Here is a 13,926-nt window from a genome sequence, read left to right as displayed (position 1 = left end):
TTGTTCAGGCCAGGTCAGATTAGGGAGGCGCAACGCGGGGCAATAGCCGAATCCTGCAGATCGCTATCCGTTTTGTGCAGGACGGCGCGGCAGATGATTCGGACTGTTTCGAAGGGTGATCAGTGGCGGCGTTTGAGGGTGTGCGACGGCAGTTCGCCGAACTGTTGGCGATAGCTTTCGGCGAAACGGCCCAAGTGCAGGAAGCCGTAATCCAGCGCCAGCTCAGTGAGGTTGCGCACCGGGCAGCTCGGGTCGTTGAGGCAGGCGTGAATGCGTGCAAGTTTGCGCTGACGGATGTATTGCATCGGAGTAACGCCGAGTTGGCGTTCGAACAGACTGTACAGCGAACGCGGGCTCATGCTCGCCTGCGCGGCCAGATGTTCGGCGGGCAGATCGAGTTTCAGGTTGCGCTCGATGTAATCGAGGATGCGCTCGAAACTGACGCTCGGAGCACTGAGATTCTCACGACTGACATTGGTGTTCATCAGCGAGATCAGTTTGCTGCCGATGATCTGTGCGTAGTGCTCTTGCACCCGCAGCAACGGATCGCTGGCCTCGGCTTCCTGGCAAATCATCGCGAGCAGATTGGTGAAGCCCTCCAGTTCGCTCAACTGATAGTGATTGCGCAGGAAGCGGATACCGCTCGAAGGTCGCAACCAGCGCTGCTCGTCGCACACCGACTCGAGCACGCTGACCGGCACTTTGAGGATGAATTTTTCGCAGTCGTCGGAGTAAGTCAGATCAACCGGATCATCCGGATTGATCAACAACAACTCGCCCGGCACCAAATGTTGTTCACGTCTATGCCCGCGCCACAGGCAATTGCCTTGCAGCAGGACTTGCAGGTGATACACGGTTTCCAGCGCCAGCGACGTCACCCGGACGCTGCCGCCATAACTGATGCGGCACAGATCGAGATCGGCGAGTTTGCGATGGTTGAGGCTGGCTCGCGGATGGGCGGTTTTGGACAGGCCAATGAAGTGCTGGCCAACGTGCTGATTGACGTAGTCGGAGACGGCATAGGGATCAGCGTGACGAAACACGCTGCTGCGATCACTCAGCAGATGACTGTCCATTAGGCGGTGCTCGATCTTGTCGTTATAGGGTGCACGGTTTTCAGGCTCACCGGTCACAGTACGCTTGCGTGCAAAAGCCGGCAATTGGACAAAAGGTCGGGTATCCGTTAATCGAACACATTGTGTTCAGTTTTTGAACGGCGTGCCGATAACGCGAATAAGCAAAAGCAACTTTCCCTGTCGAAATTAAAGGACACCCGCATGAGCGACGCCTGGAACGAAGGATATTTCACCGACGAAGGCTACACCTACAGCTATAGCCGCGAAATCAATCCGGTCTTCCAGCGTTACTGTTTGCTGCTGCGCGGTTTTGCCGGCCTGGAGACCACCGACGGCTATCACTGTGAACTCGGTTTTGGTCAAGGCGTGTCGATCAATATCCATGCGGCGGCCAACCCCGGTTCCTATGTGGGCACCGATTTCCATCCGGGTCAGGCTGGCCACGCCATAGCTCTGGCGAACAGCTGGAACAGCGATGCGCGGCTGTATGACGACAGTTTCGAACAGCTGCTCGCGCGTAATGATCTGCCGCAATTCGACAGCATCAGCCTGCATGGCATCTGGACGTGGGTCAGCCGTGACAATCAGCAACTGATCGTCGAATTTGCCCGTCGTCACCTCAAGCCCGGTGGCCTGTTGTACGTCAGCTACAACTGTCTTCCCGGCTGGTCGCCTTCGGCGCCACTGCGCAATCTGTTCCGCCTGCACGACCGCTTTGCCACGAGCAGCTCCGCTCGCCCTGATCAGCGCATAGACGCCGCGCTGCAATTCTCCGAAGCGTTGCTGGCAGCCAACCCGAACTACGCCGGCACAGCCCCTGGCCTCAATGCCCAACTGCAGAGCATCAAAGGTCAGAATCGCCAATACGTCGCCCACGAATACTTCAATCGTGAGTGGAACTGTATGTACTTCACCGACGTGGTCGACGCCTTCGCTCCGGCCAAACTCGACTACGCCGCGACCGCTGTACCACTGGACACGGTCGATCCGCTCAACCTGAGCGCCGAAGGGATGGATTTCCTCGAAGGCATCGATCACCCGATCATGCGCGAGCAAGCGCGGGACTATTTCGTCAATCAGAATTTCCGCCGAGACCTGTACGTGCGCGGCGCCAACCGATTGTCTGCGGCAGAACAACGCCAGGGGCTGCTGAATACGCGCTTTATTCTGTTGCAGCCGGCAGAAAGCGTCGCCGCCAGCGTCAAGGGCCCGGCCGGCGAAGCGTCGTTGCAAGCCGAAGTGTACGGCCCGGTGCTTGAAGCACTGGCGGCCGATGCGTATGTCGCGAAGACTCTGCGCCAGCTCTCAAGCGCGTTGCCCGAAATACCTTTTGACGATCTGCTGCAGGCCCTCAGCGTACTGATCGGGATGAGCGCTGCCGCACCGTGCCAAAGCGAAGCCGCCGAGCGACTGGTGCAAGCGCGTTGCAGCACGCTCAATCTGCAATTGTGCAAACGTTCGTTGCTGAGCGACAAAATCCAGGTACTGGCCAGCCCGGTGACGGGCGGTGGCATCGTGGTCAGTCGCTTTCATCAGTTATTCCTGATCTCGCTCAAGCAGGGCAAAAAACACCCGGCGGATTGGGCACAACTGGCGTGGGCGGTGCTGGCCGAGCAAGATGTTGTCCTGGTTAAAAACAACCAGCCACTGAACACGGCCGAAGAAAACATTGCCGAATTGACGGAGCAGGCACACGCATTCGCCGCCGGTTCACTGGTGACGCTCAGGGCATTGAATATCGCCTGACCAAACGGCAGATGAAAAAAAACCCGGCTGATCAAGCCGGGTTTTTTCATTAAGGCCTGCGGTAAAACTACGCATTCAGGCGTTACGGCGTTCGAGCAGACGGTCGGCACCACCCTCGGCAACCAGATTGCCCTTCAGTCGATCCGAACCGTCGGCGGCAACGGCGTCACTGAACAGAGGATCGGTTTCGTTCGCGGCAACCGAGTCGCTGAACAACCGGTCGGTTTCCGTTGCGGCGACCGCGTCACTGAACAGCGGATCGGTTTCAGTCGCAGCAAAGGCGTTCAGGGCGAAGATCGAGAAAGCAATGCCGAGCAGGGTTTGGCGTTTCATGGTGTGAGCTCCGTGGTGCAGTGGTTGGGTATGGAGCCGATCTTACGCCGCGCGATCAATATGAGAACTTCATTGGGTTAATGGTTGTTATTGATAGCATCAATGATTGTGTCTCACTCCAGCAACTGGCGCCGCATCGCCCCCGGCGACATCGCAAACCAACGCTGACACGCGCGATTGAACACGCTTTGCTCGCTGTAGCCGAGAAGCCCGGCGACCTGCGACATCGGCATGTGCCTCTGCCCCAGATAGTGTTCGCTGCGCTCTTTACGGAGTGTCTCGACAACGTCATCGAAACTGCGACCCTGCTCGGCCAACCTTCGCTGCAACATACGCACGTGCATCCCGAGTTGCTCTGCGATCAAAGGCAAGCGGCAACGCTGGATCGGCATCATGCGCAGCACCAGACGTTCCACCTGCTTGACCACATCCGAGGTGGCCTGCAAATCGAACTGATCGAAATATTGCTCAAGCGCCTGATGCAGATAAGGCGCCTGCTGTTCGATCGGCTGATTCAGTTGCTCATTGCTTAACACCAACGCATTGCAGGACTGGCCGGCTTGCACCGTCGTTTTGAAATAGCGCCGGTAGGTTTTGCCAGTCAAATGTGTGCTGGAAAAAAGTACCGACTGCGCGACGAAATGGTCGCCATACAGCAGCTTCATACCGTTATGCGCCACGCCCATCGCCAGTTCGATCATTTGCCGGCGGGGAGCCGGGCCCGAGAGCCGGATGTCGATGACCAGTCGTGGAGAGCCGGCCTCGCTGTGATCCAGATCGAGCTGAATGCCCGGGCTGTGGTAACCGATGAAGCGGATGATTTGCGCCAGCGCCTCCCCCGCCGTGGCGCAGGTTCGGGCGATCACTGCTATCGGCCCGAGTACGTGCAAATCCTGATATTCGGCCATGCGCAGGCCGAAATCGGCGCAGTCCAGCTCGCGCGCGGCAAACTCCAGCAGGCCCACCAAAGAGCGTAAAGGCACGCGCGCCTCTTCGTCCTCCAGCAACTGCGGATTGATCCGAAAGCGTTCGAGCATGCGGTCTGCATCGCCGCCGAGCTGGCTGGTGACTTGCCGAAAACCGGTGAACGAGGTTGTTCTTATTAATGAAGTCATGTCACCAAATATCAAATAAATGTCATGAGAGATCAATAATTTTCTTGTCCTACAAGCCAACAATCAACCCGGGGTACTTACCGCTGCGTCATCGCGACGCTGCCACTGCTCACTCGCTCGGGATTGCTCTGTAATGGAATTCGATTACGTAATCATCGGTGCCGGCTCAGCCGGTTGCGTTCTGGCCAATCGCCTGAGTGCAGACCCGCACGTCACGGTGTGTTTGCTGGAGTCAGGCCCTGAAGACCGCTCACCACTGATCCACGCACCGGTGGGCGTCGCAGCGATAGTGCCGACGCGGCATGTCAACTGGGCGTTCAAGACCGCTGCGCAGCCAGGCTTGAACGGGCGTTACGGCTATCAACCACGGGGCAAGACGCTGGGCGGTAGCAGTTCGATCAACGGCATGATTTATATTCGTGGCCATCACACGGACTTTGACGATTGGCAGGCGCTGGGCAATCCGGGCTGGTCGTTTGCTGAGGTGCTGCCGTACTTTCGCAAGAGCGAGATGAACTACCGCGGTGCCTGCGATCTGCACGGCGCGCTCGGTGAACTGTACGTCGGCAAAAACCCGATACATCCAGCGACTCAGGCCTTTATCGACGCGGGTCAGATGGCCGGGCACCGCTACAACGCGGATTTCAACGGTGTCGATCAGGAAGGCATCGGCCAGTACGACGTGACGATCCGCGAGGGTCGACGCTGGAGCACGGCCACCGCGTTTCTCAAACCGATTCGACACACGCGCAAAAACCTCACCGTGCTGACGTCGGCGGTCGCCGAGCGCATTGTGCTAGAGGACAAAAAAGCCGTCGGTGTCACGCTTTGCCGCAACGGTGACCGGCAAACCATCAAGGCCCGGCGCGAGGTTCTGCTCAGTGCCGGCGCCTTTGGCAGCCCGCAGTTGCTGATGCTGTCGGGGATTGGCCCGCAAGAGGAGCTCAAACCTCAAGGCATCGCGGTTCTGCACGAACTTACGGGCGTCGGCCAGAATCTGCAGGATCATCCGGATGTCGTGCTCCAGTACAAAAGCCCCGATACGTCATTGATGGGCATCTCTGTAAGCGGCGGCATCAACATGGGCAAGGCCTGGCTTGATTACGTCAGGCATCGTCGGGGGCCGTTCATCAGCAACTTCGCTGAAGGCGGTGCTTTTCTGAAAACCGACAGCAGCCTGACGCGTCCGGACATCCAGTTGCATTCAGTGATCGCGATGATCGACGACCACAACCGCAAATTGCACTGGGGGCACGGTTTCAGTTGTCACGTCTGCGTGCTGCGCCCAAAAAGCAGAGGCAGCGTCGGTTTGCAGTCGATTGACCCTACCGCCCCGCCTCGCATCGACCCAAATCTTCTAGGCCATGACGATGACGTCGAGACATTGCTGACGGGATACCGCATGGCCCGCGAGATCATCCAGCAAGCGCCCATGGCACGTTTCGGTCTGAAAGATGTGCTCAGCGAAGGATTGTACGGGGACGAGCAACTGATCCAGTTACTGCGCCAGCGTGCAGACTCCATCTACCACCCGGTCGGCACCTGCAAGATGGGCAACGATGAACTCGCCGTGGTCGACAGTCAGTTACGCGTGCACGGGATCGAAGGGCTCCGCGTCGTTGACGCATCGATCATGCCGACCCTGGTGGGCGGTAACACCAATGCAGCCTCGATCATGATTGCCGAACGTGCCGCTGACTGGATTATCAATGCACGTTAAGCGTCGATGAGAAGTTTTATCTGTCAGAAAAGTCGCAACTTAATTGGCTGCATTAATTGTCGTGACATCAAGTACTTGGTTTGATTTCAGAGGTTCGTCAGAGGTCAAATGTCATATTTAGACACGCGCACTGGAGGCGAAAACACCCACGCCATCTAAGGTGAAACGGGCATTCCGTAAAGTTTGCACGAGGGCAAAGTGATAGCACGTCATAAGTCCGTAAGGACTACCTGTCTAAAGGAGTTGTAGGTATGACTGATTTAAGTAAGTGGTTACCTACGTTTGCGTTAGTTGCAGCGTCGGTCATCTCAGCCTCGGCCATGGCTGCGGAGAAACCCAACATATTGGTGATTTTTGGTGACGACATCGGCCAGACCAATATCAGCGCCTATTCAATGGGCGTGGTGGGTTACAAAACGCCAAACATCGACCGGATTGCCAAAGAAGGCATGATGTTCACCGACTACTACGCGGAGAACAGCTGCACGGCAGGTCGATCTTCTTTCATCACTGGCCAGACGCCACTGCGTACCGGCCTGTCGAAAGTCGGCATCCCCGGCGCACCGGTCGGCCTGCAAAAACGCGATATCACCATCGCTCAGGCGCTCAAATCCCAGGGTTATGCGACCGGTCAGTTCGGCAAGAACCACTTGGGCGACAAGGATGAATACCTGCCGACCAACCACGGTTTCGACGAGTTCTTTGGCAACCTGTATCACCTCAATGCCGAAGAAGAACCTGAGCGTCCGTACTGGCCGAAGGATGACCCGGAATTCGTCAAAGCCACCTCCCCTCGCGGCGTCATTCACAGCTTTGCCGATGGCAAAATCGAAGACACCGGTGCGTTGACTAAAAAACGCATGGAAACCATCGACGACGAAACCACCGCCGCCGCACAGGCTTTCATCGAGAAACAGGCGAAAGCGGACAAACCGTTTTTTGTCTGGATGAACACCACCCGCATGCACGCGTTTACGCACATTCGTGACTCAATGCAGGGCCAAAGCGGCATGCCGGGCAACGATTACGCCGACGGCATGATCGAGCACGACGGTGACGTCGGTAAACTGCTGAAAACCCTCGATGACCTGAAAATCACCGACAACACCATCGTGGTTTACACCACCGACAATGGCCCGAACCAGTGGTCGTGGCCCGATGCGGCAACCACACCGTTCCGCAACGAAAAGAACTCCAACTGGGAAGGTGCTTACCGTGTGCCAGCAATGGTTCGCTGGCCAGGCAAGATCAAACCGGGTGAAGTGTCCAACGAGCTGTTCTCGGGTCTGGACTGGTTCCCGACACTGCTCGCCGCTGCGGGTGACACCGATGTCACCAACAAGCTACTCAAAGGCTGGGCGCCGACTTCCGGTGGCACCAGTTTCAAAGTGCATCTGGATGGCTACAACCAACTACCGTACCTGACCGGCCAGAGCCCTAAAGGTGAGCGCAAGGAGTTCTACTACTTCAACGACGATGGCGTGCTGGTGTCGATGCGTTTCGGCAACTGGAAAGCCGTGTTCTGCGAACAACGCGCACCGGGCGGCTTCAAGGTCTGGAGCGAACCGTTCGTGTGCCTGCGCGTACCGAAAATCTTCAACCTGCGCATGGACCCGTATGAACGTGCCGATATCGTTTCCGACCAGTACTACGACTGGACGACCAAAAACGTTTATCTGACCGAAATGGCCGTCGGCAAGTCCGCAGCGTTCCTGCAGACCTTCGTCGATTACCCGCCTAGCCAGAAACCGGCGAGCTTCAGCGTTGACCAGATCCGCGCGGCGGTCGATGCAAAAATCGCTGAAAAAATGAAGGCCGAAGCAAAACAGTAAGACGAGCGCCTGAGAGCGGCATCGCAAAGCTTTCTCCAGGCGCGGCATCCCGTATGTCGCGCCTGGAGAAAGCCCCATTATTCAGGGAGAAGAACATATGAAGGCAGCCCTATGGGTGTTGACGCTGGCGTCACTGGCAGGCTGTGCGGCACCCTCGATGAATGAACTGCGCCAGGAGGAACCGCGCCAAGTGCTGCATTCGAAAAAAGCCGTCAAGGTGATTGCCGACTGCGTACAGCATGGCTGGGAGAACCTTTCGGTGTTCGAGGGCCGATCCGGGGCCACTCAGGAACCGGGCAAGAAAGGCGCGATTACGGTGGCCACAACGGGCTCGGCATACTTCGTTGATATTCAGCCTGATGCGTCCGGTTCGGTGGCGAAATATTACGCATCGACCTATCGCTGGATATCCAGGAAGCACTTGGACACTGTGGAAAGCTGCCTGTAATTTGCCGCCTGGCCCACTGCGCAGAGGTGGGCCGGGATTACTTGCACTTGGCCAACACCACCTGACAGGTGTTCGGCGTGCCACCGGAACGACCGGCATAGCGGATGCAGTTGTTCAAGGATTTTTGGCGAGCCATGTTCAGGCTGGAGCCCCATGCGAGACCGCCCTCGCCGACCGTTGGTAATGCCTTGGCGTAACAACTGTCGCCGACGCCTGATGGCGGATAGTGCTTTCGGCTCGAGCAGCCTGACATCAACGTCAGGCTGATCGCTACCAACGTGAGCCAGGCCCATAACGGACTCCGGCACCTCTGTAATCCGATCATCCCGTTTCACCTGCTGCGAGAGAGCCGCGAATGGCATGAGTCTAGCCGGTATGCCACAGGGTCATGTAGGAGCTGCCGAAGGCTGCGATCTTTTGATCTGTTTTTAAGATCAAGATGAAAAGATCGCAGCCTTCGGCAGCTCCTACAATAATCCGATTAGCCCGTTACCTCTGGCCAACGCAGTCAAACTGTGGGAGCCGGCTTGCTCGCGAAAGCGGTGTGTCAGGTACCGAATTGTTAAACGAACGACCGCTTTCGCGAGCAAGCTCTGCTCCTACAAAAGCACAAGCAACATCAAAAGATCGCAGCCTTCGGCAGCTCCTACACAGGATGAGCGCAAGCTCGGCTGCAGCTTTTGATCTTGCGCTACCCGCCCCGTCGGAAGGCTGAGTGGAGGGATTTATCCGGGGGTGGGAGCGCAGCGACCGTTTGGCGCAGCCAAACACATCGAGAGGAGGTGCAGCGCAGCAAACCGGAGGCGATGCGCCCGGATGAATTCCGTAACGAAGGAACCCCGAGCCCGAGCGAGCGGGCCGAACGCTGGGGCAAAGCCTTTTGGGTTACCTTTTCGGCGTCTGGAAAAGGTGACCCGCCGTAAGGGCGGAACCCTAAGCCGCCGTTACCACAGCAATGGATATGTACTCAGTCAACAAAAACCCAGCCGCCCAACTCGACGCCTTCGCGAGCAAGCCCGCTCCCACAGGGAATTTCAGTCATTCACTGAGAAGTGGCCTGTCGATACTGGCGAGGGGTGAAACCGGTAGATGCCTTGAATTGGCGAGTGAACGCACTGTGATCGGTATAACCGCATTGCAGCGCAACGTCAGTGATCGGCAAATCGCTATGCAGCAGGCGATGCGCATGCTCCAGCCGCACTTTCTGGATCATCTGCCGAGGCGTCAAATGGAACACGCGCTTACAGTAACGCTCCAGTTGCGCAACGGAAATACCGGCAATCCGGGTCAATTCCACCAAGGTCACCCGACGATTGAAATTCGCCCGAATGTGCTCATCGACAGCCGCCAATCGCTCAAACGCCGGATGCGTTTCACTGGCCGATTGCAGATCCACCGAAATCCCCGCCAGCCCAATAATCACCCCGTCACGGTTGTACAGCGGCTGCTTGTGCGTCAGGCACCAGCCCGGTTCGCGACTGCCGTACAGGTGTAGCTCAAGCTGATCCTCCAGCACAAAGCCCTCCTCCAGCACTTTGCGATCCTGCTCGGTATAGCCCGGGCCAAGTTGCGCCGGGAACACCTGCGCGCTGGTCTTACCGAGCAACGGACGCAAATCCTTCAAGCCACAACGCTGCACCAACGTGCGGTTGGCGAGCACGTAACGCGCCTGCGTGTCCTTGATGAAAATCGCCGCATTGGGGATCACGTCGAGCATCGGCAACAGCAGCGCCGCACCGGCCAGTAACTCCTCCAGGGTCTGCGGACGATGGCCGCCGATGCCTTGGGACAGGATCGAAAACGCTTGCTGCATTACGGATTCCTCTTCAAACGCGGATCGGCCAGGTGCCCGCCCTGCGGCGTTCGCGTGCAGATTGCAGGATCAATGCAGGCCTGTCGAGGGCCGCGATTAAACTGCGCCATTGTGCTGATTTCGTCATCCAACCCGCCGCAAAACATCAATCGCCATGCCGTCGATGAGTTCAAAGTCTGGCCGTCCCAGTGACACAACTGCCTATCCAATAACTCACAAGAAGGCGATGCCATGTCAGGCCAAGGCAAGTTCAAAAAACAGCTTTCACTGATCGACCTCACATTTATCGGGCTCGGAGCGATCTTCGGTTCCGGCTGGTTGTTCGCGGCCAGTCACGTGTCGGCGATTGCCGGGCCGGCGGGGATTTTCTCCTGGTTGCTGGGCGGTTTTGCCGTGTTGTTGCTGGGCATCGTTTACTGCGAACTGGGCGCGGCCTTACCGCGTGCCGGCGGCGTCGTGCGTTACCCGGTTTACTCCCACGGGCCGCTGCTCGGCTACCTGATGGGCTTCATCACCCTGATCGCGTTTTCCAGTCTGGTGGCGATCGAAGTGGTTGCCTCGCGCCAATACGCGGCGGCGTGGTTTCCCGAGTTGACCCAAGCGGGCAGCGGCAACCCGACGATCCTCGGCTGGATGGTGCAGTTCGGCCTGCTCTGCGTGTTTTTCCTGCTCAACTACCGCAGCGTGAAGACCTTCGCCAAGGCCAACAATCTGGTCAGCGTGTTCAAGTTCATCGTGCCGCTGCTGGTGATCGGCGTGCTGTTCACCTTCTTCAAACCGGCCAACTTCCACGTGCAAGGTTTTGCGCCGTTCGGCTTGTCCGGTATCGAAATGGCAGTGTCGGCGGGCGGCGTGATTTTCGCCTATCTGGGGCTGACACCGATCATCTCGGTGGCCAGTGAAGTGAAGAATCCGCAGCGCACCATTCCTATCGCACTGATCCTCTCGGTGCTGCTGTCGACGCTGATTTATGTGCTGCTGCAAATGGCCTTTCTCGGCAGCATCCCGACCGAAATGCTCGCCAATGGCTGGGCCGGGATCAGCAAGGAATTTTCCCTGCCGTACCGCGACATCGCCCTGGCGCTTGGCGTGGGTTGGCTGGCGTATCTGGTGGTCGCCGATGCGGTGATCTCACCGAGCGGTTGCGGCAACATCTACATGAACGCCACGCCGCGCGTGATCTACGGTTGGGCGCAGACCGGCACCTTCTTCAAAGTCTTCACCCACATCGACGAGAAGTCCGGCATTCCGCGCCCGGCGCTGTGGCTGACCTTTGCCCTGTCGGTGTTCTGGACGCTGCCATTTCCATCGTGGGAAGCGCTGATCAACGTGGTCTCCGCCGCGCTGGTGCTGAGCTACGCCGTGGCACCGGTTTCGGTGGCTGCACTGCGCCGCAATGCGCCAAACATGCCGCGTCCGTTCCGGGTCAAGTGCATGGGCGTGCTCGGGCCAGTGTCGTTCATCATCGCCGCGCTGATCGTCTACTGGTCGGGCTGGAACACTGTGTCGTGGCTGCTTGGCCTGCAAATTCTGATGTTCGTTGTGTATCTGCTGTGCGGCCGTTTCGTGCCGACCGCGCACCTCAATCTGGCCAGCCAGGTGCGCTCCTCGGCGTGGTTGATCGCCTTCTACGCGGTAACGATTGTGCTGTCGAAACTCGGCACATTTGGTGGCCTCGGCATCCTCGCTCATCCGTTCGACACCATTGTCGTCGCCGTTTGCGCCACCGGCATTTATTACTGGGGTGCCGCAACGGGCGTACCGGCGCATCTGCTGCGTCTGGAAGAAGACGATGAAGAAAGCGAAGTCGCCGCCCCTGCCTCGACCGTGACCGCGCGTCCTGCCGGCGCCTACTGAAATCATCCAACGGGATCTATTCATGAAAGAAGTACACGTCATTGATTCCCACACCGGCGGTGAACCCACGCGTCTGGTGATGAGCGGTTTCCCCGATCTGCCCGGCAACAGCATGGTGGAAAAGCGCGATGCCCTGCGCAATCAGCATGACGTCTGGCGCCGCGCCTGCCTGCTGGAACCGCGCGGCAACGATGTGCTGGTCGGCGCGTTGTATTGCCAACCGGTGTCGCCGGACGCCACGTGCGGGGTGATTTTCTTCAACAACGCCGGCTACCTCGGCATGTGCGGCCACGGCACCATCGGCCTGATCAACTCGTTGCAGTACCTGGGAAAAATCCAGCCCGGCATGCACAAGATCGACACGCCGGTCGGCCCGGTCAGCGCCACGTTGCATGACGACGGCTCGGTCACGCTGGGCAACGTCCCCGCTTACCGTCATCGCAAACAAGTGCCGGTGGACGTGCCGGGGTTCGGCCGCGTCTTCGGCGACATCGCCTATGGCGGCAACTGGTTCTTTCTCGTTTCCGAACACGGCCAGACGCTGACGATGGACAACGTCGAACACCTCACCGCCTACACCTGGGCGATGCTCAAGGCCCTCGAAGACCAAGGTATTTACGGCGAAGACGGTGCGGTGATCGACCACATCGAACTGTTCGCCGATGACGCCAACGCCGACAGCCGCAACTTCGTCATGTGCCCCGGCAAAGCCTACGACCGCTCCCCGTGCGGCACCGGCACCAGCGCCAAACTCGCCTGCCTCGCCGCCGACGACAAGCTGCAACCCGGCGCGATCTGGGTGCAGGCGAGCATCACCGGCAGCCAGTTCGAAGGCCGCTTCGAATGGGAGGGCGAGCGCATTCGCCCGTTCATTACCGGCCGCGCCTACATGACCGCCGACAGCACCTTGCTGATCGACGAAACCGACCCGTTCGCGTGGGGCATTTAAGCCGCCGCGCTGACTTTTCACCTCAATTTGAATGATGTGCCAAGGAGTTAAAACAATGAGCGACAACATCTTCACCGGTTGCATGCCGGCCCTGATGACCCCGTGCACCGCCCAGCGCAAACCGGACTTCGACGCGCTGGTGGCCAAGGGTCGCGAGCTGATCGACATCGGCATGAGCGCGGTGGTGTATTGCGGTTCGATGGGTGACTGGCCGCTGCTCACCGAGGCTGAACGTCAGGAAGGCGTGGCGCGTCTGGTGGCAGCGGGCATTCCAACGATTGTCGGCACTGGCGCGGTGAATTCCCGTGAAGCAGTCGCCCATGCGGCGCATGCGGCAAAAGTCGGCGCGCAAGGATTGATGGTGATTCCGCGCGTGCTGTCCCGGGGTGCTTCGGTGACTGCGCAAAAAGCGCACTTCGCGGCCATTTTGCAAGCGGCACCGAACCTGCCGGCGGTGATCTACAACAGCCCTTACTACGGCTTTGCCACCCGCGCCGATCTGTTCTTCGAACTGCGCCGCGAGTACCCGAACCTGATCGGCTTCAAGGAATTTGGCGGCGGCGCCGACCTGCGCTACGCCGCTGAAAACATCACCTCCAAAGATGAAAACGTGACGCTGATGGTCGGCGTCGACACGCAAGTGGTGCACGGTTTCGTCAACTGCAACGCCACCGGCGCGATCACCGGGATCGGCAACGCCCTGCCCCGCGAAGTGCTGCAATTGGTCGCGCTGAGCAAGAAGGCGGCCCAGGGTGATGCGAAGGCGCGGCGTCAGGCGCGGGAGCTCGAATCGGCATTGGCGGTGCTGTCGTCGTTCGATGAAGGCTGCGACCTGGTGCTGTATTACAAGCATCTGATGGTGCTCAACGGCGACAAGGAATACACCCTGCACTTCAACGAAACCGATGCGTTGAGCGACTCGCAGCGGTGTTATGCCGAGAAGCAGTACACGCTGTTCCGTCACTGGTACGAGAACTGGTCGGCGGAACAGAACTTCGCCTGATCCTTGCTTTCGCCTGCCGTGAAGTTTTTAGCTC

General features: G+C 58.6%; 12 protein-coding genes. 7 read left to right on the top strand and 5 right to left on the bottom strand.

Annotation, left to right across the window (positions count from 1 at the left end; all coding sequences use genetic code 11):
* Positions 1–119: 119 nt before the first annotated feature.
* A complete protein-coding gene (locus ACP3TY_RS10050; RefSeq protein ID WP_426619866.1) occupies positions 120–1,076 on the bottom strand; it encodes an AraC family transcriptional regulator in 957 nt (318 codons plus the stop codon).
* Positions 1,077–1,277: 201 nt separating this feature from the next.
* On the opposite strand from ACP3TY_RS10050, the gene ACP3TY_RS10045 reads away from it, so the two are divergent.
* The gene (locus tag ACP3TY_RS10045) at positions 1,278–2,822 is read left to right on the top strand and encodes a class I SAM-dependent methyltransferase (protein ID WP_426619865.1); all 1,545 of its coding nucleotides are present in this window, start codon (positions 1,278–1,280) and stop codon (positions 2,820–2,822) included.
* 75 nt (positions 2,823–2,897) lie between these two features.
* On the opposite strand, the gene ACP3TY_RS10040 is transcribed toward ACP3TY_RS10045, so the two are convergent.
* On the bottom strand, positions 2,898–3,155 hold the full coding sequence (locus ACP3TY_RS10040; protein WP_159814823.1) for a hypothetical protein: 258 nt from the start codon (positions 3,153–3,155) through the stop codon (positions 2,898–2,900).
* Between the two features lie 113 nt (positions 3,156–3,268).
* On the bottom strand, positions 3,269–4,270 hold the full coding sequence (locus ACP3TY_RS10035; protein WP_426619864.1) for an AraC family transcriptional regulator: 1,002 nt from the start codon (positions 4,268–4,270) through the stop codon (positions 3,269–3,271).
* Positions 4,271–4,403: 133 nt separating this feature from the next.
* Between ACP3TY_RS10035 and ACP3TY_RS10030 the strand changes: the two genes are divergently transcribed.
* From ACP3TY_RS10030 to ACP3TY_RS10020, 3 genes are all read left to right on the top strand, one after another.
* A complete protein-coding gene (locus ACP3TY_RS10030; RefSeq protein ID WP_426619863.1) occupies positions 4,404–5,990 on the top strand; it encodes a GMC family oxidoreductase in 1,587 nt (528 codons plus the stop codon).
* Positions 5,991–6,241: 251 nt separating this feature from the next.
* Positions 6,242–7,822 carry an arylsulfatase gene (locus ACP3TY_RS10025; RefSeq protein WP_053119536.1) on the top strand — a complete coding sequence of 527 codons (1,581 nt, stop codon included), beginning with the start codon at positions 6,242–6,244 and terminating at the stop codon, positions 7,820–7,822.
* A 97-nt stretch (positions 7,823–7,919) separates the two neighbouring features.
* A complete protein-coding gene (locus ACP3TY_RS10020; protein WP_400645834.1) occupies positions 7,920–8,270 on the top strand; it encodes a hypothetical protein in 351 nt (116 codons plus the stop codon).
* Between the two features lie 37 nt (positions 8,271–8,307).
* Here the strand turns inward: ACP3TY_RS10020 and ACP3TY_RS10015 are convergent, their stop codons facing one another.
* Both ACP3TY_RS10015 and ACP3TY_RS10010 read right to left on the bottom strand, forming a co-directional pair.
* Positions 8,308–8,595, bottom strand: a complete 288-nt coding sequence (locus ACP3TY_RS10015) for a hypothetical protein (RefSeq protein ID WP_426619862.1) — start codon at positions 8,593–8,595, stop codon at positions 8,308–8,310.
* 717 nt (positions 8,596–9,312) lie between these two features.
* Positions 9,313–10,083: an AraC family transcriptional regulator gene (locus ACP3TY_RS10010; RefSeq protein WP_053119530.1), complete on the bottom strand. Its 771-nt coding sequence runs from the start codon at positions 10,081–10,083 to the stop codon at positions 9,313–9,315.
* Positions 10,084–10,314: 231 nt separating this feature from the next.
* On the opposite strand from ACP3TY_RS10010, the gene ACP3TY_RS10005 reads away from it, so the two are divergent.
* Genes ACP3TY_RS10005 through ACP3TY_RS09995 form a run of 3 tightly spaced genes read left to right on the top strand, consistent with a single transcriptional unit; the run spans position 10,315 to position 13,892 of the window.
* Positions 10,315–11,940 (top strand): APC family permease, encoded by a 1,626-nt coding sequence (locus ACP3TY_RS10005; protein WP_426619861.1) that lies wholly within the window; start codon positions 10,315–10,317, stop codon positions 11,938–11,940.
* Positions 11,941–11,962: 22 nt separating this feature from the next.
* Entirely contained in the window at positions 11,963–12,889 is a 927-nt protein-coding gene (locus ACP3TY_RS10000; protein WP_426619860.1) for a 4-hydroxyproline epimerase, read from the top strand.
* 55 nt (positions 12,890–12,944) lie between these two features.
* On the top strand, positions 12,945–13,892 hold the full coding sequence (locus ACP3TY_RS09995) for a dihydrodipicolinate synthase family protein (RefSeq protein ID WP_426619859.1): 948 nt from the start codon (positions 12,945–12,947) through the stop codon (positions 13,890–13,892).
* Positions 13,893–13,926 lie beyond the last annotated feature (34 nt).

This window comes from Pseudomonas rustica, from assembly GCF_049959085.1.
In the GTDB taxonomy this organism is placed as follows: domain Bacteria; phylum Pseudomonadota; class Gammaproteobacteria; order Pseudomonadales; family Pseudomonadaceae; genus Aquipseudomonas; species Aquipseudomonas rustica.
The sequence above is the reverse complement of the archived record's forward strand: the minus strand, read 5'-3'. Positions and strand labels throughout refer to the sequence as shown.